The following is a 21,230-nucleotide window of genomic DNA, read 5'->3' as shown; positions in this document are numbered from 1 at the left end:
GGCGCATGTAAAAAAAAGTTGACGCCCGTCGGCTGCGTCAGCTTCCCGACCCGAAGTTCTCCAGCCCGTGGCGGCGCAGCTTGATGTAGAGGCTCTGCCGGCTGAGGCCGAGCATGTCGGCCGCCGAGGCGCGGTTGTTGTCGGTCTGGCGCAGCGCGGCCTCGATGCACATCTTCTCGATGACGTCGACGGCCTCGCGGATCAGCTCCTTGAGCGGCACGCGGCCGACGAGCTGCGAGAAGTCGGACGAGCCGGAGGCGAGGCCGCCGGGCTGCATGGCCGGCACCGCGCTCTCGCGCCGCGGCGCCTCGGCGATCAGCAGGCCGATCATCGGTTCGCCGTTGCCGTGGTAGACGCCGGCCGAGACGACGACCGAGCGGCTGCCGCCGAGCTCGTCGCGCACCACGGTGGAGAACTGGCGCACCTGGCCCTCCTCGCGCAGCCGCGACAGGAGCACGTTCATGTCGACCGGCGAGGCGCCCAGCCAGTTGTTCAGGTTGCGGCCGACGATGCGGTCCTTGTTGAGCACGCTGACCAGGTCGAGGAACTGGTCGTTGGTGTCGCGCACCACGCCCTTCATGTCGGTGCGCACCAGGCCTTCCGGCAGGGTCTGGAACAGGTCCTCGCCGGGCACGCCTTCGCCCGGCTCGCTGTCGATGAAGCGCAGGAGCAGGTTGTTGCGGCCGTTCTCTCGGAACGGATCGATGGAGATGAGCTGCTCGGCGCCGGGCTCGCTGAGCCTGGAGCGGATCAGCTTGGCGGTGCCGCTGTGCTGCGATTCGCTCAGCGCCTCGGCCGCGCTCTCGCGCTCCGAGCGCTCCAGGAAGCTGGTCGGCGCCTCGCCGATCAGCTTCTGCAGCGGCCGGCCGAGCAGCTTGACCGCCGACAGGTTGGCGTCGACGATGCGCCGCTCCGCGCCGTCGACGATCAGGATCGGCTGATCGGATTTCTGGAACACGGTGCGGTAGCGCGTCTCTGCCTCGCGGATCTTGCGGTACTCGCGCTCGAGCTCGAGCTGGGCGCGCACGAGCTGGCTCTGGATCTCCGCCAGCGTGCGCAGGTCGTCGCCGAGCGCGACGCGGTAGGGCAGGCCCTCGATGGCGATGACGGTGTAGTCGACCGGCAGGTCGGGCAGCCCCTTGGCCGGGTGGTTGACCTGCCGGCGCCGCGTCGTCATGCCCTTGGCGCTCTCGTCGATCAGCGCGGAGATCTTCTCCACGCTCTCCGGCGTGACGGTGTCCTGCCAGCGCTTGCCGATCCAGTCGTCGATGCCGTAGCGCTCGAGACCGGCGTCGCGGTAGGCGACGTCGCGAATCACGCCGTCGAGGCTCAGCACCAGCGAGATGTCCGAGCCGATCGAGGCCAGATAGGAAGCGATGTTGCCGCCGACCGAAGCGAAGAGCTCTTCAGATTCGCTGAAGGTGCGATGGGTTGATCGTGAGATCCGATCGTCCATATGCGCTTTCGGTCCCGGTTCTCTAGGGGCCCTGAACCCGCAGCGGCAGCGCGGCGGTTGAGCGTCGCGCGGCCACGCATTCCTGAGCCCGTTTCAATGCGAGATAAGTGGTCTCGCAGATGCAGTCAACGCCGTGGCGCACGAGCCAGCCCGACCGGCGCTCGGCGGAGTAGCCGCCGGCGATGACGACGGGCCGCCGCGCCCGGGGCATGCGCTCGACCAGACGCAGCGTCTCGGAGACCTGCGGCGCGAGGAAGCCGCTCGCCCAGGAGAAGCACACGATGTCGAACCGCGCCCGCTCCAGGTGGACGCGGATGTCGGCCGTCGACTGCGGCTGCACGAGCATCGTGTCCCAGCCGCAGGCGCGGAAAAGCTCCTCCAGAAGGCACTGCGCGAAGCCGTGCTCCTCGCCCGGCGGCACGGCGAGCAGCACCGAGCCGGCGCAGTCGCCGGCGAGAAACCGCCGCTCGGACTGGCACACCCGGCGCAGCACGCACTGCAGCCGGCCCATGGCGATCGTCACCTCCAGGAAGTTGCGGCTGTCCTCGGCCCAGTCGTCGCCCAGGCTGCGCGCCACCGATTCCAGGAACATCAGCTTGTCGTCGGTCTCCAGCCGCATGGTGTCGAGATAGGCGAGCGGGTCGAAGCGGCTCGCATCGGGCGGCGCGAGCAGCAGCTTCTTGAACTCCTCGACGCGCATCTCCGTCTGCCGGCGCGGCGATTCGAGCAGCGCCAGCCGCCGGCTCAGCCGCACGGCCACCTCGCGCAGCACCTCGCCGCGAATCGCCTCGGCGAGGATCTCGGCGGTCGGCCGCGCCGCCGCCTCGAAGCAGGCGAAGTCGTCGACCGGGGCGGGCTGCCAGGTGCGCTCGGTGTGCAGGCTGTCGTCGTTCATGGTCCATCCTCGGGCCGGATGGCGGACGGCGCCGCGGGCGCGACGCTCGGTCCCCGCGTGATGCCTGGGCGCGTCAAGCGGAGCGGGAGCGTCGGGCCTGGTGCGCGCCTCGCGCGGTTGCGGCCCCGGATGGACGCTCTGCCCTGTCGGCGGGTCCAGTTAACAGGATCAGAATGACGCAGGCAGGCGGGTTTGTAAATACTGCATTACGTCAAGAAAAGTTGACACTCCAGATTGGCCGGGTTTACAGTTCCCCTCGAGCTTTCCGAGGGAGGCGGAGATTTCGAGCGCCATGTCCAGCCGCCGCAGCACAGACCGGAGCCCGGGCCCGCTCTACACGGCCGAGGAGCGGCGCCGCCGCGACGCCTCGCCATGGACGGTGGTGCAGGGGGTGCTGGCGCCGGTGCAGTTCCTCGTCTTCGCCGTCAGCCTGGTGCTGATCGCGCGCTATCTCGTCACCGGGACGGGCCTTGCCGCCGCCAACCTCTCGGTCGTCGCCAAGACCGCCACGCTCTACGCCATCATGGTCACCGGCTCGATCTGGGAGAAGCAGGTCTTCGGCCGCTACCTGTTCGCCCGGCCGTTCTTCTGGGAGGACGTCTTCTCCATGGCGGTGCTGGCGCTGCACACCGCCTATCTCGTCGCCTACGCATACGCGCTGCTGCCGCCGGCGGGGCTGATGGCGCTGGCGCTCGCCGCCTACGCCGCCTATCTCGTCAATGCCGGCCAGTTCCTGTGGAAGCTGCGCCAGGCGCGGCTTCAGGGCGCGGCGGCCGCGCCGCGCGCCGGCGCGCTGCCGGAGCCGGCGCCGTGAACGCCCCCGCCCGCACCCAGAGGGCCGGCCCGGCCGGCGACGGCCCGGCGGCGGCGGCCTGCAGCGCCGCCGAGCCGCTGCGCGAGCGCGGCCAGCACGCGGTGTTCTGCGGGCTCACCTCGATCATCTGGCTGCATCGCAAGATGCAGGACGCCTTCTTCCTGATCGTCGGCTCGCGCACCTGCGCCCATCTCATGCAGTCGGCAGCCGGCGTCATGATCTTTTCCGAGCCGCGCTTCGCCACGGCGATCATCGACGAGCGCGACCTGGCCGGCATGGCCGACCTGAACGAGGAACTCGACGGCGTCGTCGCCCGGCTCGTCGCGCGCCGGCCCGACATCCGGCTCCTGGTGCTCGTCGGCTCCTGCCCCTCCGAGGTCATCAAGCTCGACCTCGGTCGCGCCGCGCAGCGCCTCGACAGCCAGCACGCGCCCGAGCGCCGCGTCATCAGCTATTCGGGCAGCGGCATCGAGACCACCTTCACCGAGGGCGAGGACAATTTCCTCACCGCGCTGGTCGCCGAGATGCCGGGCGAGCCGGCCGGTGCGGCGCCGTCGCTCGTGGTCGCCGGCGCGCTCGCCGACGTCGTCGAGGACCAGATGCTGCGCATCTTCCACGGTCTCGGCATCGCGCGCGTCGCCTTCCTGCCGGCGCGCCGCAGCACCGCGCTGCCGGCCGTCGGGCCGAACACCCGCTTCCTGCTCGCCCAGCCCTATCTCGGCGCCACCGCGAGCGCGCTTTCAGCGCGTGGCGCGCAGCGCATCGCCGCGCCGATGCCGCTCGGCGAGGAGGGCACCACCGCCTGGCTGCGCGCCGCCGCCGAGGCGTTCGGCGTGGCCGACGACCGTTTCGACGCGATCACCGCGCCGGGCCGCGAGCGCGCCCGCCGCGCCGTCGCCCGCTTCCGCGACCGGCTCGAGGGCAGGCGCGTCTTCCTGTTTCCCGATTCGCAGCTCGAGCCGGCACTCGCCCGCTTCCTGGCGCGCGAGACCGGCGCCGAGATCGTCGAGATCGGCAGCCCCTTCCTGCACCGCCGTCACACCGAGCCGGAGTTCGCGCTGCTGCCGGCCGGCATCGCCGTCAGCGAGGGCCAGGACGTCGACCGCCAGATCGAGCGCTGCCGCGCCGCCCGGCCCGACCTGGTGATCTGCGGCATGGGGCTGGCCAACCCCTTCGAGGCCGAGGGCCTGACGACCAAGTGGTCGATCGAGTTCGTCTTCTCGCCGATCCACGGCTACGAGCAGGCCGGCGACCTGGCCGAGCTGCTCGCCCGCCCCTTCGTGCGCCGCGCCGCCCTCAAGGTGGAGGTCTAGGCCATGCAGCTCACCGTATGGACCTACGAGGGCCCGCCGCATGTCGGTGCCATGCGCGTCGCCACCGCCATGCACGGCCTGCACTACGTGCTGCACGCGCCGCAGGGCGACACCTATGCCGACCTCTTGTTCACCATGATCGAGCGGCGCAAGGCGCGGCCGCCGGTCACCTACACCACCTTCAAGGCGCGCGATCTGGGCGGCGACACCGCCGAGCTGTTCAAGCGCGCCTGCCGCGAGGCGGCCGAGCGCTTCCGGCCGCAGGCCATGCTGGTCGGCGCCTCGTGCACGGCCGAGCTGCTGCAGGACGACCCCGGCGGCCTGTCGAAGGCGCTCGGCCTCGACATTCCGGTGGTGCCGCTCGAGCTGCCCTCCTACCAGAAGAAGGAGAACTGGGGCGCGGCCGAGACCTTCTACCGCCTGGTGCGCGGCTTCGCCGGCGGTCGCGAACGGCCGCAGCGCGAAGCCGCTGCGCCGAAGCGCTGCAACATCCTCGGCCCCACCGCGCTCGGCTTCCGCAACCGCGACGACCTCGTCGAGGTGCGAAAGCTGCTCGACGCGATCGGCGTGCCGGTCAACGTGGTGGCGCCGCTCGGCGCCAGCCCGCATGACCTGACGCGGCTGCCCGAGGCCGACTTCAACATCGTGCTCTATCCCGAGATCGCCGAGCCGGCGGCGCGCTGGCTGACGCGCGAATACGGCCAGCCGGCGGTCGACACGGTGCCGATCGGCGTCGGCGCGACGCGCGACTTCGTCATGCAGGTGGCCGAGCTGGCCGGCGTCGATCCCGCGCCCGCGCTCGACGGCGCCGACGAGCGGCTGTCGTGGTACTCGCGCTCGATCGATTCCAACTATCTGACCGGCAAGCGCGTCTTCATCTTCGGCGACGCCACGCACGCGGTCGCCGCCGCGCGGATCGCCCGCGACGAGCTCGGTTTCCGCGTCTGCGGTCTCGGCACCTATGCGCGCGAGCAGGCCCGCCAGGTGCGCGCGGCGGCCGCCGAGCACGGCGTCGAGCCGCTGATCACCGACGACCATCTCGACGTCGAGGCCGCCATCGTCGCCAGCCAGCCCGAGCTCGTGCTCGGCACGCAGATGGAACGCCACGTCGCCAAGCGCCTGCGCGTGCCCTGCGCGGTGATCTCGGCGCCCGTCCACGTGCAGGACTTTCCCGCCCGCCACTCGCCGCAGATGGGCCACGAGGGCGCCAACGTCATCTTCGACAGCTGGGTGCACCCGCTGATGATGGGCCTCGAGGAGCATCTGCTCGGCATGTTCCGCGAGGACTTCGAGTTCAACGACCAGGCCGACGCCTCGCATCTGGCCGCGCTCGAGACGGCGGCGCCGGCCGCCGCGCCGCCGGCCGACGGCGCCGAGGAGCGCGCGCCCGCCTGGACCTCCGACGCCGAGAGCGAGCTGAAGAAGATCCCGTTCTTCGTGCGCGGCCGGGCGCGCCGCAACACCGAGCTGTTTGCCGCCGAGCGCGGTCTGAACCCCATCACCGTCGAGACGCTCTATGACGCAAAAGCGCATTTCGGCCGCTGAGCGCGGCGCCGGCGCGGCGCCGGCGGACCCTGCCGTGAAGGTGACGATCGTCACGCTCGACAGCCATATGGCGAGCGCGGTCGCCCGGGCCCGCGCGGTGCTGCGCGGCGAGCTGCCGGGCCTCGAGCTGACGCTGCACGCGGTGACGGAATGGGGCGGCGACGAGGCGGCGGCCGAGCGCTGCCGCAAGGACATCGAGAGTGCCGACATCGTGGTCGCCAACATGATCTTCCTCGAGGAGCATGTGCGCCGCGTCGGCCCCTGGCTGGCGGCCCGCCGCGAGGCCTGCGACGCGATGGTCGGCTGCCTGGCAGCGGCCGAGATCGTGCGGCTGACGCGCATCGGCGACTTCTCCATGGCGCAGCCGAGCGGCGGCGCGATCGGCCTTCTGAAGCGGCTGCGCGGCCAGCACAGGAGCGGCGCCTCGGCCGGCCGCGGCCAGATGAAGCTGCTGCGCTCGATCCCGCGGCTGCTGAAGTACATTCCCGGCAAGGCGCAGGACGTGCGCGCCTATTTCCTGACGCTGCAATATCTGCTCGCCGGCTCCGACGACAACATCGTCAACCTGGTGCGCTTCCTCGTCTCGCGCTATGCCGCCGGGCCGCGGGCGGCGCTGCGCCGCACGGTGCGCGCGGCCGATCCGGTGCACTATCCCGACGTCGGCCTCTACCACCCCGACCTCGCCGCCCGCGTCGCCGACCATCCGGAGGCGCTTGCCCGCCTGCGCGGCAAGGCGCGCGCCGGGACGAGCGGCACGGTCGGCCTGATCGTCATGCGCTCCTACGTGCTGGCCGACAACACCGCCCATTACGACGGCGTCATCCGGGCGCTGGAGGCACGCGGGCTCGCCGTCGTGCCGGCCTTCGCCAGCGGTCTCGACGCGCGCCCGGCGATCGAGCGCTTCTTCATGAAGGACGGCCGCGCCACGGTCGACGCGGTGGTCTCGCTCACCGGCTTCTCGCTGGTCGGCGGACCGGCCTTCAACGACGCCGCCGCCGCCGAGGCGATGCTCGCCCGCCTCGACGTGCCCTACCTGTCGGCCTTCGCCACCGAGTTCCAGTCGCTGCCCGAGTGGCAGGCCGGCGAGCAGGGCCTGACGCCGGTCGAGACGACGATCATGGTGGCGCTGCCGGAGATCGACGGCGCCACCGGTCCGATGCTCTATGGCGGGCGGCGCGGCGGCGAGGGCGGCCGGGCGGCGCGCGACATGGGCTGCGACGCCGAGCGCGCGGCGATGCTCGCGGCCCGCGTCGACAAGCTGGTGCGCCTGCGCCGCAAGCCGGCGGCCGAGCGCAAGGTGGCCGCCGTCATCTACAACTTCCCGCCCAATGGCGGCGCCACCGGCACGGCCGCCCATCTCGACGTCTTCGCCTCGCTGTTCAACACGCTCGCCGCGCTGCAGGCCGACGGCTACACGGTCGCGCTGCCGGCCGACGCCGAGGCGCTGCGCGCGGCCGTGCTCGGCGGCAACGCCGAGCGCCACGGCATGCCGGCCAACGTCGCCGCCTTCGTCGACGCCGACACCCATGTGCGGCGCGAGACCTTCCTGCCGGAGATCGAGGCGCAGTGGGGCCCGGCGCCCGGCCGCCACCAGAGCGACGGCGCCCGGCTGTTCGTGCTCGGGCGGCATTTCGGCAACGTCTTCGTCGGCGTGCAGCCCGCCTTCGGCTACGAGGGCGACCCGATGCGGCTCCTGTTCGAGAAGAGCTTCGCGCCGACGCACGCCTTCGCCGCCTTCTACCGCCATCTGCGCGAGGATTTCGCCGCCGACGTGGTGCTGCATTTCGGCACCCACGGCGCGCTCGAGTTCATGCCGGGCAAGCAGGTCGGCCTGTCCGGCGCGTGCTGGCCGGACCGGCTGATCGGCGACCTGCCGAACGTCTATCTCTACGCCGCCAACAACCCGTCGGAAGGCACCATCGCGCGGCGCCGCTCGGCCGCCACGCTGGTCAGCCACCTGACGCCGCCGGTCGGCCATGCCGGCCTCTACAAGGGGCTCATCGACCTCAAGAGCGCGCTCGACCGCTGGCGCGCGCTGCCGCCGGCCGCGCAGGACGAGCGCGTGCGGCTCGCCGAGGCGATCCGCACGCAGGCCGCCGCGCTGGATCTCGTCGCCGAGGACGCGGCATGGAGCGCCGACGGCGCGGCCGAGGTGTCCGCGCTCGCCGAGCGGGTGCGCGAGTTCGAGACGACGCTGATCCCGCACGGCCTGCACGTCGTCGGCCGTCCGCCGGCGCCCGAGGCGCGCGCCGACCTCCTGGCCGCCGTCAACGAGGCGATGGGCGAGGACCGGCTCGACGATGCCGCCGTTGCCGCGATCGCCGCCGGCCGCGCGCCGGCGACCCAGGACCGCGCGGCGGCCGAGACCGGCCGGCGGCTCGCCCGGCTGGCCGCCGACCTGTCCGTCGACCACGAGCTGCCGGCGCTGATCCACGCGCTCGGCGGCGGCTATGTGCGCCCGGTCAGCGGCGGCGACCTGGTGCGCTCGCCCGACATCGTGCCGACCGGGCGCAACCTGCACGGCTTCGACCCCTTCCGCCTGCCGAGCGCCTTCGCCGTCGCCGACGGCCAGCGCCAGGCCGAGCGCCTGCTGGAGCGGCTGGCCCGCGACACCGGCGCGGTGCCCAAGCGGCTCGCCATGGTGCTTTGGGGCACCGACAACCTGAAGAGCGAGGGCGCGCCGATCGCCCAGGTGCTGGCGCTGATCGGCGCCACGCCGCGCTTCGACGGCTTCGGCCGGCTGGCCGGCGCCGACCTGATCCCGCTCGCCGCGCTTGGCCGGCCGCGCGTCGACGTGGTGGTCACCCTGTCGGGCATCTTCCGCGACCTGCTGCCGCTGCAGACGCGGCTGCTCGCCGAGGCGAGCCTGGAGGCGGCCAGGGCCGACGAGCCGCTCGACCAGAACCCGGTGCGCGCCCATGCGCTGGCCTATGCCGAGGCGCATGGCTGCCCGCTCGAGACGGCGGCGCTGCGCGTCTTCTCCAACGCGGCCGGCGCCTACGGCTCCAACGTCAACATGCTGATCGACAGCGGCGCCTGGGACGACGAGGACGAGATCGCCGACACCTACACGCGCCGCAAGTGCTTCGCCTATGCGGTGGACGGCCGGCCGGTGAAGCAGCCCGAGCTGCTCGGCGCCATCCTCAAGGACGTCGAGGCGGCCTACCAGAACATCGAATCGCTCGAGCTCGGCATCACCTCGATCGACCACTATTTCGACACGCTGGGCGGCATCAGCCGGGCGGTGCGCCGGGCCGGCGGGCGCGAGCCGGCGGTCTATGTCGGCGACCAGACCTGCGGCACCGGCAAGGTGCGCACCCTGTCGGAGCAGGTGGCGCTGGAGACGCGCACCCGCATGCTCAATCCGAAATGGTACGAGGGGCTGCTCGCGCACGGCTACGAGGGCGTGCGCCAGATCGAGAGCCACGTCACCAACACGCTCGGCTGGTCGGCCACCACCGGCCAGGTGGCGCCGTGGGTCTACCGCCACCTGGCCGAGACCTTCGTGCTCGACGAGACGATGCGCCGGCGCATGGCCGCGCTCAACCCGCGCGCCAGCGCCAAGCTCGCCAACCGGCTGATCGAGGCCAGCGAGCGGCGCTACTGGACGCCCGACGACGACACCTGGAACGCCTTGCGCGCGGCCGGCGACGAGCTGGAGGACCGGGTGGAAGGCATCACCGTGGAGGCCGCAGCATGAACGTCTACACCCATCCCAAGACCGCCGCCCGCGACGCCCGGGCGCTGCGCGAGGCGGCCCGCGGAAGCGACGGCGAAGGCAGCGTGCAGGTGCATCTCGACCCGTCGCTGGAGATCGAGGGCGCCAAGGTCTTCGCGATCTACGGCAAGGGCGGCATCGGCAAGTCGACGACCTCGTCCAACCTGTCGGTCGCCTTTTCCAAGCTCGGCAAGCGCGTGCTGCAGATCGGCTGCGACCCCAAGCACGATTCCACCTTCACGCTGACCAAGTCGCTGATCCCGACGGTCATCGACATCCTCGAGGAGGTCGACTTCCACCCCGAGGAGCTGCGCGCCGAGGACTTCGTCTTCGAGGGCTACAACGGCGTGCAGTGCGTCGAGGCCGGCGGCCCGCCGGCCGGCACCGGCTGCGGCGGCTACGTCGTCGGCCAGACGGTCAAGCTGCTCAAGGAGCACCGGCTGCTTGAGGACACCGACGTCGTCATCTTCGACGTGCTCGGCGACGTGGTGTGCGGCGGCTTCGCCTCGCCGCTGCAGCATGCCGAGCGGGCGCTGATCGTGGCGGCCAACGACTTCGATTCCATCTTCGCGATGAACCGCATCGTCGCCGCCATCAAGGCCAAGTCGAAGAACTACGACGTCAGGCTCGGCGGCGTTATCGCCAACCGCTCGCGCGAGACCGACCAGATCGACCGCTTCAACGCCGCGATCGGCCTCGAGCGGCTGGCGCATGTGCCCGATTCCGACACCGTGCGCATCAGCCGGCTGAAGAAGTGCACGCTGTTCGAGATGGACGACACGCCGGAGGTGCGCGCCATCCAGGAGGAGTATCTGCGCCTGGCGCAGCATCTGTGGAACGGCTCCGACGAGCTCGACGCGTCGCCGATGAAGGATCGCGACATCTTCGAGTTCCTGGGCTTCGAATAGGACGCGGACGATGGCCGGAGCGAGCTATCTCAGACGGCGCGGCGAGCTGGAGGTCTATTTCGACCGCACGGCGGTCGACGCCTGGAAGAGGTTCGCCTCCGACGAGCCGCTGAGCCGCATCCGCGCGACGGTGCGCGAGGGCCGCGCGGCGATGCGCCGCGCGCTTGCCGCACGGCTGCCGGACGACCTCGCCGGCTGGCGCGTGCTCGACGCGGGCTGCGGCGCCGGCCATCTCGCCGTCGCGCTGGCGCGCCGCGGCGCCGACGTCACCGGCATCGACCTGTCGCCGGAGATGGTGCGCTTCGCCGCCGAGACCGCGCCGGCGATCGCCGGGCCGGGCCGCGTGACGTTCCGGGCCGGCGACATGCTGGCGCCCGAGCACGGCCGCTTCGACGCGGTGGTGGCGATGGATTCGCTCATTCATTATCGCGCCGCCGACGCGGTCGCCGCGGTGGCGCGGCTGGCCGAGCGCACCGAGCGCGCGATCGTCTTTACCGTGGCGCCGGCGACGCCGCTGCTCCTCGCCATGCACATGGCCGGCCGCCTGTTCCCGCGCGCCGACCGCGCGCCGGCCATCGAGCCGGTGGCGCCGCGCGCCATGGTCCGCCGGCTTTCGGCCGAGCCGGCGCTCGGCGGCTGGCAGCCGCGCCCGGTGGAGCGCGTCGACTGCGGCTTCTACATCTCGCATGCGATGGAGGTGGCCAGGCGATGATCGGTCGGGCCTCTGCAGGCGGACGCATGGTGGCGTTCTGGCAGTCGGTGGGAACGCGCTTCCTGCCGTTCGCCGACGCCGCCTCGCCGGACCTGCCGCTCGGCCGGCTGCTCAGGCTGTCGCTGTTCCAGGTCTCCGTCGGCATGGCCGCTGTGCTTCTGACCGGCACGCTCAACCGGGTGATGATCGTCGAACTCGGCGTGCCGACCAGCCTGGTGGCGCTGATGGTCGCCATTCCGGTGCTCGCCGCGCCGCTGCGCGTGCTGATCGGCCACCGCTCCGACACCTACCGCTCGGTGCTCGGCTGGCGCCGCGTGCCGTATGTCTGGCTCGGCACGCTGCTGCAGTTCGGCGGCTTCGCCATCATGCCCTTCGCGCTGCTGCTTCTGCAGTCGCAGACGCTGGGGCCGACATGGGCCGGTCCGGTCGCCGCGGCCGCCGCCTTCCTGCTCACCGGCCTCGGCATGCACATGGCGCAGACCGCCGGCCTGGCGCTCGCCACCGACCTGTCGGCCGAGCGCAACCGGCCGCGCGTGGTGGCGCTGGTCTACGTCGTCCTGCTGGTCGGCATGATCGCCGCCTCGCTCGCCTTCAGCCTGCTGCTTGCCGAGTTCTCGCCCAAGCGGCTGATCCAGGTCGTGCAGGGGGCCGCCGTCGTCACCGTGCTGCTCAACGTCGCCGCGCTGTGGAAGCAGGAGCCGCGCGACCCGCAGCGCACCCGGCCCGACCGGCCGCGGCCGCGCTTCGCCGAGGTCTTCGCGCTCTACCGCTCCGATCCGCGCACGCCGCGGCTGCTCGTCGGCGTCGGCCTCGGCTCGGCCGCCTTCAGCATGCAGGACGTGCTGCTCGAGCCCTACGGTGCGGAGATCCTCGGCTTCACCGTGGCGCAGACGACGCTGCTCACCGCGCTGTGGGCGGCCGGCACGCTGGCCGGCTTCGCGCTCGCCGGCCGGCTGCTCGCCGGCGGCTTCGACATGCACCGCGTCGCCGCCCTCGGCGCGCTCGCCGGCATCGCCGCCTTCTCGGCCGTCATCTTCGCCGGGCCGCTCGCCTCGGCGGCGCTGTTCCGCGCCGGCACGGCGGTGATCGGCTTCGGCAGCGGCCTGTTCGCCGTCGGCACCATGCTGGCGGCGATGGAGCTGGCCGAGCGCACCGACAGCGGCTTTGCCATCGGCGCGTGGAGCGCGGTGCAGGCGACGGCCATCGGCGTCGGCCTAGCGCTCGGCGGCATCATCCGCGATGCGGTCAACGCGCTCGCCCTCGACGGCGCGCTGGGTGCCGCGCTGGTCACGCCGTCGACCGGCTACAACACCGTCTACCATCTGGAGATCGCATTGCTTTTCGTCAGTTTGGCCGTTCTCGGACCGCTCGCCGGAAGGCGGTTCGCGAAGGGTCGTGACCGGCTGTCCCGCTTCGGCCTCGCCGATCTGCCGGGATGAGCCGCTAGCCACGGGAGGTCCGTCATGGAAACCGGATCGATTGTCGGGAATATCGACGTTGCGCAGGTCACCTTGTACGCGTTCTGGGTCTTCTTCGCGGGCCTCATCTGGTATCTGCGCCAGGAGGACCGGCGCGAGGGCTATCCGCTCGAGGACGACGTGACCGGCCGCTACAACAAGCACGGCTTCCTGTTCGTGCCGCCGGCCAAGACCTTCGTCATCGGCCACGGCCACCCCGACGTGCGCGTGCCCGACGGCAGCCGCGACACCCGCGCCATCTCGACCACCCGCACCGCCGCCTTTTCCGGCGCGGCCTCGGTGCCGACCGGCGACCCGATGCTGGCCGGCGTCGGCCCCGGCTCGTGGGCCGAGCGCGCGGACCGGCCCGACGTCACCGCGCGCGGCGCGCCGCGCATCGTGCCGATGCGGGTCGCTCCCGAGGTCACGGTGGCGAGCGAGGACCCCGATCCGCGCGGCATGCGGGTCGTCGGCTGCGACAGCGTGCTGGCCGGCACCGTCCGCGACATCTGGGTCGACATGGAGGAGCATCTGATCCGCTATCTCGAGGTCGCGCTGACCGACGGCGGGGAGGAGGCGCGCAGCGTGCTGCTGCCGATCAACTTCAGCGTCTTCCGCAGCGCCCGCGGGGCCGAGCGCGTGGTCTACGTGCACGCCATCACCGCGGCGCAGTTCGCCAACGTGCCGGGCCTCGCCGCCCCCGACCAGGTGACGCGGCTCGAGGAGGAGCGCGTCGTCGCCTACTACGGCGGCGGCCAGCTCTACGCCACGCCGAAGCGCCAGGAGGCCCTGCTATGACCGAGCCCGTCGCCCGCGAGCACGACCACGAGCCGCTGCCGGGCCTGCCCGAACGGCCGCCCGAGGGCGAGTTCATCGTCTGGCAGGGGCGTCCGTCCGGCCGTCTCGTCGCCCGCCGCATCCTGAAGACGCGCTGGCTCGCCGGCTACTTCGTTCTCTTGGCCGGCTGGGCGGCGCTGGCCGGCTATGCCGACGGCCGCACCGCCGGCTCGATCCTGTTCGCCGTCGGCGTGCTGGCGCTGCTCGGCGCCATCGGGCTGGCGCTGTTCGAGCTGTTCGGTCTCGGCGTGCAGAAGACGACGCTCTACACGATCACCAATGCGCGCATCGTCATGCGCATCGGTGTCGGCCTGTCGATCACGCTCAACGTGCCGTTCGCCAACATCGCGTCGGCCGCGGTTCAGCGCGAGCGCGACGGCAGCGGCACGATCACGCTGGCGCTCAAGGAGGACTACAAGTTCTCCTGGCTGATGCTGTGGCCGCACAACCGGCCGTGGCGCTTCGCCCGTCCCGAGCCGGCGCTGATCTGCCTTGCCGACGTCGACCGGGTGGCCGCGCTGCTCGCCGCCGAGCTGGAGAAGACGGTGGGCGTGGCCGACCGGCCGGCCGGCCGTCCGGCCTGCGCCGACATCGACGGCGAGGTGCTGGCCGCCGCGCGCCTGGCGGCCGAGTAGCCGGGGCAGGGAGGAGAAAGACGATGACCGCAGCCGCCCGCGTTCCCGCCATCGCGCCCGGCCGCCGCGCGCCGCGCTTTCCGCGCTACCCGCTGTTCGCCGCCATCGGGCTGGTGCTGTTCGCCGCCGGCGCCATCGTGTTCGGCCAGACGACCGGCATCGGCACCGTGCGCGTGGCGCTCGGCACGCCGCAGGCGATCCGCGACATCGTGCTGACCCGCCACGACGACGACACGGTGGTCGTCGCCGACGCGCGCTCGGGCGCCACCGTCGCCGTCTTTCCGGCCGGCGAGGGCGGCTTCGTGCGCGGCGCGCTGCGCCCGCTGGCGCGCATGCGCCTGGCCGCCGGCGCGGCCGCCGACAAGCCCTACCGGCTGATCCGCTGGGACAGCGGGGCGATCTCGCTGTCCGACACCGCAACCGGCGAACGCATCTATCTCGACGCCTTCGGGGCCGACAATGCGGCCGCCTTCGCCCAGTTTCTCGACAGCCCGGGGAGGATCGCGCGATGAAGCTCAAGAGCCCCTTCCGCCGGCAGCGGATCGAAGTGCCCTGCACGGTGGAGATCAACAACACCTTCGACAGCCTGGCCGCGCATGTGCGCTTCGACGGCGGCGTGGTGGTGCATCCCGGCGACGAGGTGCTGGTGCACGGCGCGCCCGTGGCCGTGCCCTATGGCCAGGCGCAGACCTTCCGCCGCAACGCCACGATCACCCGGGCGAGCCGGCTCGAGCGCGCCTGGACGCGCGCCACCGGCGACCTGGAGTTCATGGAGCTGTGCGAATTCTCCTTTTCCGAAAGGGCGACGCTATGAACACGCACGTCAACCCCGCGGCCCCGGCCGCTGGCTTCGATGAGCAGAACGAGACGACGCGCACCGCGCTCGAATCGACGATGCTCAACCCGCGCTTCTACACGACCGACTTCGACGAGCTCGACCGCATCGACGTGTCGCCGATCCGCGCCGAATGGGACGCGCTGCTCGCCGAGATGCGCGCCGACCCCAACAAGGGCCACTTCAAGCGCACCGAGGAGTGGGAGACGCTCGACCTCGACAGCCTGCCGGAGGACCTGCGCAAGGAGCTGATCGACTTCCTGGTCTCCTCGCTGACGGCCGAGTTTTCCGGCTGCGTGCTCTACAAGGAGATGAAGCGGCGCGGCACCAACAAGGACATCTGCGAGCTGTTCGGCTTCATGAGCCGCGACGAGTCGCGCCATGCCGGCTTCATCAACGACGCGCTCAAGGAGTTCGGCATCGGCGTCAACATGGGCTTTCTCGCCAAGGCCAAGAAGTACACCCACTTCAAGCCGAAGTTCATCTTCTACGCCACCTACCTGTCGGAGAAGATCGGCTACGCGCGCTACATCACGATCTACCGCCACCTCGAGCGGCATCCCGAAAACCGCTTCCACCCGATCTTCAAGTGGTTCGAGAAGTGGTGCAACGACGAGTTCCGCCACGGCGAGGCGTTCTCGCTGCTGATGCGCACCGACCCGCGGCTGACCTCCGGGCGCAACAAGCTGTGGATCAAGTTCTTCCTGCTCGCCGTCTTCGCCACCATGTATGTGCGCGACCATGCCCGCCCGGCCTTCCACCGCGGCCTCGGCATCGAGATCGACGAGTACGACATGCGCGTCTTCCGGCTGACCAGCGAGATCTCGCGCCAGGTCTTTCCGCTGGTGCTCGATCTCGACAACCCGGCTTTCGTGGCCGGGCTGAAGCGGATGAACCGCATCGGCCAGGCGATGGCGCGCGCCGATGCCGACGGCGGCCTCGGCGGGCGCCTGCGCAAGGGCTTCTGGGGCGCGGCCGCCGCGCTCAACTTCGCCCGCCTGTACGCCATTCCGGCCAAGCACAACGCCGTGCCGGCCGACGGCCGGCTCGAGCCGGTCTGGTAGGAAGGGAGGCGCCGGTGGCCCATCTCGCCGCCGCAGTGCTGGTCGCCGTCGTCGTCTGGTGGGTCTCCACCGGCTTCGTCTTCCTCGCCGCGCGGCGCGGCGCGGCGCGGCCGCGGCTGGTCCTTGCCGGCTTCACCGCGCTCGCCCTGGCCGGGCTCGCCGGCCTTGCCTGGACGGCGCGCCAGGAGAGCCTGGCCGGCGTCTACCTCGCCTTCCTGTCGGCGCTCGCCGTGTGGGCCTGGCACGAGATCGCCTTCCTCTTCGGCTTCGTCACCGGCCCGCGGCGCACGCCCTGTCCGCCGGAGCTGACCGGCTGGCGGCGCTTCGCAGCCGCCTTCGCCACGCTGCGCGACCACGAGCTCGCCATCCTGGCGTCGGCCGGCCTGGTGGCGCTGCTCGTGTGGGGCGCGCCGAACCAGGCGGGGCTGTGGACCTTCCTCGTCCTGTGGGGCATGCGCGTCAGCGCCAAGCTGACGATCTTCCTCGGCGCGCCGTTCTCCGTCAGCGGCCTGATCCCGCCGCATCTCGACTACCTGACGAGCTATTTCCGCACCGACCGCACGAGCCGCGCCTTCGCCGCGATCATCGCGCTGGCGGCGGTGCCGTTCGGCTATTTCTGCTACCTGGCGGCGACGGCCGAGGCGCTGCACCTGGCGGTCGCCGCGACGCTGATCGCCGCCCTTGCCGGCCTGGCGATCGCCGAGCATTTCTTCCTGGTGCTGCCGGTGCCCGACGCGCTGTCTTGGGCGTGGATGGCGCCGGCCGCGGACGAACGTGATGCCGCAGGGGGCCACGCGCCCCTTGCGATCGGCAGGCGTGTGGTGTTGAAGGGGGCGCGGGCGACATCGCCCCACCGCGCCGCCCTTCCAGTCGATTATGCGAAGCGGCGCGGTCCAGCCCCGGCCGCGCCTAGAACGGGAGGCACGTCATGGACATGAACCGGTTTTTCGAACAGGCGCTCGACGGCCTGCGCGAGGCGGGCAACTACCGCGTCTTCGCCGAGCTGGAGCGTCACGCCGGGGACTTTCCGCGCGCCACCCGCTACCGCGACGACGGCTCCACGCACGACGTGACGGTGTGGTGCTCGAACGACTATCTCGGCATGGGCCAGAACGAGATCGTGCGCGCCGCGATGAAGGAGGCGATCGACCGCTGCGGCGCGGGCGCCGGCGGCACGCGCAACATCTCCGGCACGACGCACGACCATGCGCTGCTCGAGGCCGAGCTCGCCGACCTGCACGGCAAGGAGGCGGCGCTGATCTTCACCTCGGGCTACGTGTCCAACTGGGCCGCGCTCGGCACGCTGGCGAGCAAGATTCCCGGCTGCATCGTCTATTCCGACGCGCTCAACCACGCCTCGATGATCGAGGGCATCCGCCACAGCCGCGCCGACAAGCGCGTGTGGAAGCACAATTCGCCCGAGGATCTCGACCGGCTGCTGTCGGCCGACGACCCCGAGCGGCCGAAGCTGGTCGCCTTCGAGAGCGTCTACTCGATGGACGGCGACATCGCGCCGATCAAGGAGATCTGCGACGTCGCCGACAGCCACGGCGCGATGACCTATCTCGACGAGGTGCACGGCGTCGGCCTCTACGGCCCGCGCGGCGGCGGCGTGGCCGAGCGCGAGGGCCTGATGGACCGGCTCACCGTCATCGAGGGCACGCTCGGCAAGGCGTTCGGCGTGATGGGCGGCTACATCACCGCGTCGTCCGCGCTGGTCGACTTCGTGCGCTCCTTCGCCTCGGGCTTCATCTTCACGACGGCGCTGCCGCCGGCGCTGGCGGCCGGCGCGGCCGCCTCGATCCGCCATCTCAAGCGGAGCGAGTTCGAGCGCCGCCGCCACCAGGAGCGGGTGCGCCGGGTGCGCAGCCTGCTCGACGCCGCCGGCATCCCGCACATGCCCAATCCGAGCCACATCGTGCCGGTGATGGTGGGCAACGCGGCCAAGTGCAAGTGGATCTCCGACCTGCTTCTGGAGAACCACGGCATCTACGTGCAGCCGATCAACCATCCGACGGTGCCCAAGGGCACCGAGCGGCTGCGCATCACGCCGACCCCGCTGCACTCGGACGCCGACATCGACCATCTGGTCGGCGCGCTCAACGAGCTGTGGTCGCGCTGCGCGCTCGCCCGCGCGGTGGCCTGACGGGGCAGGGGCGGCAGGACCGGCCCGGCCGGGCGGCCTCGCCCGCCGGCAGCCGCAGCGGCCGGCAGATGGCCGTCCGCCCGCTGTCCGCAAGCGCGAGGGCGAAGCCTTGAGCGACATCATCATTCCCGCGATCGCGGCCGACGGCTCGCTGTTTCCCATCGAGAAGCTGCGCGCCCATGCCGACGCGGTCTTCCATCTGGCCGTGTCGGTCTTCGTGTTCGACCGCGGCGAGCTGCTGATCCAGCGCCGCGCGGCGCGCAAGTATCACTGCGGCGGGCTGTGGGCCAACACCTGCTGCACCCATCCGCACTGGAACGAATCGCTGGCCGACTGCGCCGACCGGCGGCTGCGCGAGGAGCTCGGCTTCTCGGTGCCGCTCGAGCGCCGCCGCGTGGTCGAATATGCCGCCGATGTCGGCGGCGGGCTGCACGAGCACGAGAAGGTGACGATGTATGTCGGCCAGGCCGACCGTGCGCGGCTGGCGATCCGCCCCGACCCGCAGGAGGTGTCGGCGACGCGCTGGGTCGCCCCGGCGGCGCTGCGCGAGGAGATCGCCGCACGGCCCGACGCCTTCACCCCGTGGTTCCGCATCTACGTCGAGCGCTTCGCCGACCTGGTGATCTGAGGGGCGGCGTGGCGCGCGCCCTGGCCGCCGGCAGCCCGCGCGGCCTTTTCGCAGCATCGCACGCAAGAAGAAGGGCGCGACCGGCGGTCGCGCCCCGAAGCCGGCGCCGCCCCGCGGGGCGCGGCGCCCTGTCGTCGCCCGGCTACTCGGCCGCGGCGTAGGACGAGGCCGCCGGCCGCGCCGGGCCGGCGTCCGACGTCGAGCCCGGCGCCAGCAGCTCGGTCTCGCCCGGCCGGTAGCTCTCGAAGTCGGGCACCTCGGTGCTGATCTTGCGGGTCAGCGAGTTGACGTAGTCCTCCAGCATCGACACGCCGTTGAGCGGCTTGAGCTGGCCGTTGTGGCAGGTCGCGCAGTTGGCCTTGAGCACGTCGCCCTCGGGGCCGAGCCGGTTGTCCGGGAACACCGGCGCCAGGCCCGTCAGATAGGCGTTGTTGATCTCGCGCACCATGCGGATGCCGTGCCAGGCGGTGACGCGCTGCGGCGGGCTCTCGTCCCAGTCGTTGAAGGCGCGCGAGTTGTGGCAGGCCGTGCAGTTGACGCCGAGCCCGCGCGACATGTGCATCATCAGCGCCCACGTCCATTCGGTGTCCTTGATGTCCGCCTGGTTCTCGCCGGTCGGCAGCGCCGTGGACGAATGCACGCGGATCGGCCGGTCCTCGAGCAGGTAGGCCTCGAGCGCCTCGTGCGGCAGCGACGAGTAGGCCGTCACCTCGGCCACGCGGTTCTGGCTGCCGGTGTAGCCGGCCATGCCGCCGGCCGGCGCCGGCTCCGGCGCGCCGGTCGACCAGGCGTTTTCCGGCACCGGATTGCCGCGGTGGCAGGTGTAGCAGGTCACGCCGGCCTGCCCGACATGGTCCGTCCAGTCGGCGTTGACCGTCTGGTTCATCTGGATCATGCGGCGGGCGACCACCTTGGTGTAGACGGTGTCGGAGGCCAGGTTCTCGATGTCGTGGCAGTACGCGCAACCCTGCTCGGGCGAGACCCATTCGGTGATCGAGGCCATCAGATGGTTGAACTCGTCGACCGACAGGTCGCCCAGCACCTGCACGTTCTCGTAGAACTCGGAGGCCCGCTCGCCCTCGGGATCGGGCGTGTAGGGCGAGGGCGGCGGCACGTTGGCGGCGGCCAGCGCCGCGCTCTCCTCGACATCCTGCACCAGAACCATGCCGGAGCCCGGATAGCCGACCCCGACGGTCTCGACCGGCGGCAGGTCCCAGTCGGCCCCCACGATGCTGGCGATCGTCAGCAGCGCGCCGGCGCCGGCGGCGAAAGGAATCCACAGTCTCATTGTGTGCCTCCTGACAGGGCCGGATCGGCGACGTCGGGCCACAGGTCGGGCGCCGGCGGCACGATGCCGTGCTTGATGCCCCAAAGGTACCAGTTGTCGACCACGGTGCCGCTCAGAAGGATGCCGATGGCACCGGTCAGCGGCGTCAGCACGGCGAACCACCAGGCCCAGCGGTGGATCGATTCCATGGTGGCGTTGAAGCCCATCGTCCAGCGCCAGAACAGCGCCGCCCGCTCCGACGCGGTGCCGCGGTCGACGATCTGCTCGATCTCGCGCTCGCCGCCGTAGCGGCTGACGGCCAGGATGGTGGCGCCGTGCATGGCGAACAGCAGCACCGAGCCGTACAGGAAGACGATCGAGAGCGCGTGGAAGGGGTTGTAGTAGAGGTTGCCGTAGCGGATGGAGAACGCCGCGGTCCAGTCGAGATGCGGGAAGATGCCGAACGGCACCGCCTCGGCCCAGCTGCCCATCAGCAGCGGCCGGATGAAGCCGAGGCTGAGGAACAGGAAGATCGCCGAGGCGAACGCCCAGGCCACGTGCGTGCCCATCTCCAGCGCGCGGGCGCGCCGGTACATGCGCACCCACCACAGGATCACCGAGGTGGTGAGGAAGAAGCCGGCGATCAGCCACCAGCCGCCCTCCTGCAGGGGCGGCAGGATCTCGAGGCCGTACTCGGCCGGCGGCGGCTCGAGCGCCAGCCAGAAGAGCTGGCGCACGAACTGGATCGGGTCCCAGCCGACCGAGGCCCACATGTTGAGGCCGATGATGACGAAGGCGATGGTGCCGCACACGATCGAGATCGTGCCGATGAAGCCGAGATAGATCGGCCCGACCTGGGCGTTGCCGATCTTGCCGAACCAGTATTCGACGCCGCCCTGGCCGGTGCGCGGGCTGTCGCCCGCCGGCAGCGGGATGCCGGGCTCGATCGGTCCGCGAAGCTGCACCGCCGTGAAGATGTTCTGATATTCGCGCATGGCCG

Annotated in this window: 19 protein-coding genes; 15 read left to right on the top strand and 4 right to left on the bottom strand. The window is 71.5% G+C overall.

The window, feature by feature from the left end:
• Window positions 1-37: 37 nt before the first annotated feature.
• Window positions 38-1,456 carry a transcriptional regulator PpsR gene (gene ppsR / locus N1F89_RS07525; protein WP_290083007.1) on the bottom strand — a complete coding sequence of 473 codons (1,419 nt, stop codon included), beginning with the start codon at window positions 1,454-1,456 and terminating at the stop codon, window positions 38-40.
• 22 nt (window positions 1,457-1,478) lie between these two features.
• Window positions 1,479-2,351, bottom strand: a complete 873-nt coding sequence (locus N1F89_RS07520; protein ID WP_290083005.1) for a hypothetical protein — start codon at window positions 2,349-2,351, stop codon at window positions 1,479-1,481.
• Between the two features lie 292 nt (window positions 2,352-2,643).
• Between N1F89_RS07520 and bchF the strand changes: the two genes are divergently transcribed.
• The 15 genes from bchF to idi all read left to right on the top strand — a co-directional run bounded on the left by bchF (window position 2,644) and on the right by idi (window position 18,963).
• Window positions 2,644-3,165 carry a 2-vinyl bacteriochlorophyllide hydratase gene (bchF, locus tag N1F89_RS07515; RefSeq protein WP_290083003.1) on the top strand — a complete coding sequence of 174 codons (522 nt, stop codon included), beginning with the start codon at window positions 2,644-2,646 and terminating at the stop codon, window positions 3,163-3,165.
• The gene (locus N1F89_RS07510) at window positions 3,162-4,478 is read left to right on the top strand and encodes a ferredoxin:protochlorophyllide reductase (ATP-dependent) subunit N (RefSeq protein WP_290083001.1); all 1,317 of its coding nucleotides are present in this window, start codon (window positions 3,162-3,164) and stop codon (window positions 4,476-4,478) included. The genes bchF and N1F89_RS07510 overlap by 4 nt, the downstream gene beginning before the upstream one ends.
• A gap of 3 nt (window positions 4,479-4,481) precedes the next feature.
• Window positions 4,482-6,023 carry a ferredoxin:protochlorophyllide reductase (ATP-dependent) subunit B gene (bchB, locus tag N1F89_RS07505; RefSeq protein WP_290083000.1) on the top strand — a complete coding sequence of 514 codons (1,542 nt, stop codon included), beginning with the start codon at window positions 4,482-4,484 and terminating at the stop codon, window positions 6,021-6,023.
• Entirely contained in the window at window positions 5,995-9,723 is a 3,729-nt protein-coding gene (locus tag N1F89_RS07500) for a magnesium chelatase subunit H (RefSeq protein ID WP_290082998.1), read from the top strand. The genes bchB and N1F89_RS07500 overlap by 29 nt, the downstream gene beginning before the upstream one ends.
• A complete protein-coding gene (gene bchL / locus N1F89_RS07495) occupies window positions 9,720-10,649 on the top strand; it encodes a ferredoxin:protochlorophyllide reductase (ATP-dependent) iron-sulfur ATP-binding protein (RefSeq protein ID WP_290082997.1) in 930 nt (309 codons plus the stop codon). The genes N1F89_RS07500 and bchL overlap by 4 nt, the downstream gene beginning before the upstream one ends.
• Window positions 10,650-10,659: 10 nt before the next feature.
• Window positions 10,660-11,361 (top strand): magnesium protoporphyrin IX methyltransferase, encoded by a 702-nt coding sequence (gene bchM / locus N1F89_RS07490; RefSeq protein ID WP_290082996.1) that lies wholly within the window; start codon window positions 10,660-10,662, stop codon window positions 11,359-11,361.
• Window positions 11,362-11,387: 26 nt separating this feature from the next.
• Entirely contained in the window at window positions 11,388-12,800 is a 1,413-nt protein-coding gene (locus N1F89_RS07485) for a BCD family MFS transporter (protein ID WP_290082994.1), read from the top strand.
• Window positions 12,801-12,824: 24 nt separating this feature from the next.
• A complete protein-coding gene (gene puhA, locus N1F89_RS07480; RefSeq protein ID WP_290082992.1) occupies window positions 12,825-13,616 on the top strand; it encodes a photosynthetic reaction center subunit H in 792 nt (263 codons plus the stop codon).
• A complete protein-coding gene (gene puhB / locus N1F89_RS07475; protein WP_290082990.1) occupies window positions 13,613-14,290 on the top strand; it encodes a photosynthetic complex putative assembly protein PuhB in 678 nt (225 codons plus the stop codon). The genes puhA and puhB overlap by 4 nt, the downstream gene beginning before the upstream one ends.
• Window positions 14,291-14,313: 23 nt before the next feature.
• Window positions 14,314-14,802, top strand: a complete 489-nt coding sequence (puhC, locus tag N1F89_RS07470) for a photosynthetic complex assembly protein PuhC (RefSeq protein ID WP_290082988.1) — start codon at window positions 14,314-14,316, stop codon at window positions 14,800-14,802.
• The gene (locus N1F89_RS07465; RefSeq protein WP_290082986.1) at window positions 14,799-15,104 is read left to right on the top strand and encodes a hypothetical protein; all 306 of its coding nucleotides are present in this window, start codon (window positions 14,799-14,801) and stop codon (window positions 15,102-15,104) included. Before puhC ends, N1F89_RS07465 begins: the two co-directional genes overlap by 4 nt.
• Window positions 15,101-16,189, top strand: a complete 1,089-nt coding sequence (acsF, locus tag N1F89_RS07460; protein ID WP_290082984.1) for a magnesium-protoporphyrin IX monomethyl ester (oxidative) cyclase — start codon at window positions 15,101-15,103, stop codon at window positions 16,187-16,189. Before N1F89_RS07465 ends, acsF begins: the two co-directional genes overlap by 4 nt.
• Window positions 16,190-16,203: 14 nt before the next feature.
• Window positions 16,204-17,127, top strand: a complete 924-nt coding sequence (gene puhE, locus N1F89_RS07455) for a putative photosynthetic complex assembly protein PuhE (RefSeq protein ID WP_290082983.1) — start codon at window positions 16,204-16,206, stop codon at window positions 17,125-17,127.
• Window positions 17,118-18,335 carry a 5-aminolevulinate synthase gene (hemA, locus tag N1F89_RS07450; RefSeq protein WP_290082982.1) on the top strand — a complete coding sequence of 406 codons (1,218 nt, stop codon included), beginning with the start codon at window positions 17,118-17,120 and terminating at the stop codon, window positions 18,333-18,335. The genes puhE and hemA overlap by 10 nt, the downstream gene beginning before the upstream one ends.
• Before the next feature lie 109 nt (window positions 18,336-18,444).
• On the top strand, window positions 18,445-18,963 hold the full coding sequence (gene idi, locus N1F89_RS07445) for an isopentenyl-diphosphate delta-isomerase (RefSeq protein WP_290082981.1): 519 nt from the start codon (window positions 18,445-18,447) through the stop codon (window positions 18,961-18,963).
• 142 nt (window positions 18,964-19,105) lie between these two features.
• On the opposite strand, the gene pufC is transcribed toward idi, so the two are convergent.
• Together pufC and pufM are read right to left on the bottom strand one after the other, a co-directional pair.
• Window positions 19,106-20,251 carry a photosynthetic reaction center cytochrome PufC gene (gene pufC / locus N1F89_RS07440; protein ID WP_290082980.1) on the bottom strand — a complete coding sequence of 382 codons (1,146 nt, stop codon included), beginning with the start codon at window positions 20,249-20,251 and terminating at the stop codon, window positions 19,106-19,108.
• The gene (gene pufM, locus N1F89_RS07435; protein WP_290082977.1) at window positions 20,248-21,225 is read right to left on the bottom strand and encodes a photosynthetic reaction center subunit M; all 978 of its coding nucleotides are present in this window, start codon (window positions 21,223-21,225) and stop codon (window positions 20,248-20,250) included. Before pufM ends, pufC begins: the two co-directional genes overlap by 4 nt.
• Between the last annotated feature and the right edge of the window lie 5 nt (window positions 21,226-21,230).

The sequence above is a fragment of the Aquibium sp. A9E412 genome (genome assembly GCF_030398335.1).
GTDB lineage: Bacteria > Pseudomonadota > Alphaproteobacteria > Rhizobiales > Rhizobiaceae > A9E412.
The sequence above is the reverse complement of the archived record's forward strand: the minus strand, read 5'-3'. Positions and strand labels throughout refer to the sequence as shown.

What these genes read in the sequence shown, in the direction of transcription:
- ppsR (WP_290083007.1), bottom strand. Translation starts at nt 1,456, where the DNA reads ATGGACGATCGGATCTCACGATCAACCCATCGCACCTTCAGCGAATCT.
- N1F89_RS07520 (WP_290083005.1), bottom strand. Translation starts at nt 2,351, where the DNA reads ATGAACGACGACAGCCTGCACACCGAGCGCACCTGGCAGCCCGCCCCG.
- bchF (WP_290083003.1), top strand. Translation starts at nt 2,644, where the DNA reads ATGTCCAGCCGCCGCAGCACAGACCGGAGCCCGGGCCCGCTCTACACG.
- bchB (WP_290083000.1), top strand. Translation starts at nt 4,482, where the DNA reads ATGCAGCTCACCGTATGGACCTACGAGGGCCCGCCGCATGTCGGTGCC.
- N1F89_RS07500 (WP_290082998.1), top strand. Translation starts at nt 5,995, where the DNA reads ATGACGCAAAAGCGCATTTCGGCCGCTGAGCGCGGCGCCGGCGCGGCG.
- bchL (WP_290082997.1), top strand. Translation starts at nt 9,720, where the DNA reads ATGAACGTCTACACCCATCCCAAGACCGCCGCCCGCGACGCCCGGGCG.
- bchM (WP_290082996.1), top strand. Translation starts at nt 10,660, where the DNA reads ATGGCCGGAGCGAGCTATCTCAGACGGCGCGGCGAGCTGGAGGTCTAT.
- N1F89_RS07485 (WP_290082994.1), top strand. Translation starts at nt 11,388, where the DNA reads ATGGTGGCGTTCTGGCAGTCGGTGGGAACGCGCTTCCTGCCGTTCGCC.
- puhA (WP_290082992.1), top strand. Translation starts at nt 12,825, where the DNA reads ATGGAAACCGGATCGATTGTCGGGAATATCGACGTTGCGCAGGTCACC.
- puhB (WP_290082990.1), top strand. Translation starts at nt 13,613, where the DNA reads ATGACCGAGCCCGTCGCCCGCGAGCACGACCACGAGCCGCTGCCGGGC.
- puhC (WP_290082988.1), top strand. Translation starts at nt 14,314, where the DNA reads ATGACCGCAGCCGCCCGCGTTCCCGCCATCGCGCCCGGCCGCCGCGCG.
- N1F89_RS07465 (WP_290082986.1), top strand. Translation starts at nt 14,799, where the DNA reads ATGAAGCTCAAGAGCCCCTTCCGCCGGCAGCGGATCGAAGTGCCCTGC.
- acsF (WP_290082984.1), top strand. Translation starts at nt 15,101, where the DNA reads ATGAACACGCACGTCAACCCCGCGGCCCCGGCCGCTGGCTTCGATGAG.
- hemA (WP_290082982.1), top strand. Translation starts at nt 17,118, where the DNA reads ATGGACATGAACCGGTTTTTCGAACAGGCGCTCGACGGCCTGCGCGAG.
- pufC (WP_290082980.1), bottom strand. Translation starts at nt 20,251, where the DNA reads ATGAGACTGTGGATTCCTTTCGCCGCCGGCGCCGGCGCGCTGCTGACG.
- pufM (WP_290082977.1), bottom strand. Translation starts at nt 21,225, where the DNA reads ATGCGCGAATATCAGAACATCTTCACGGCGGTGCAGCTTCGCGGACCG.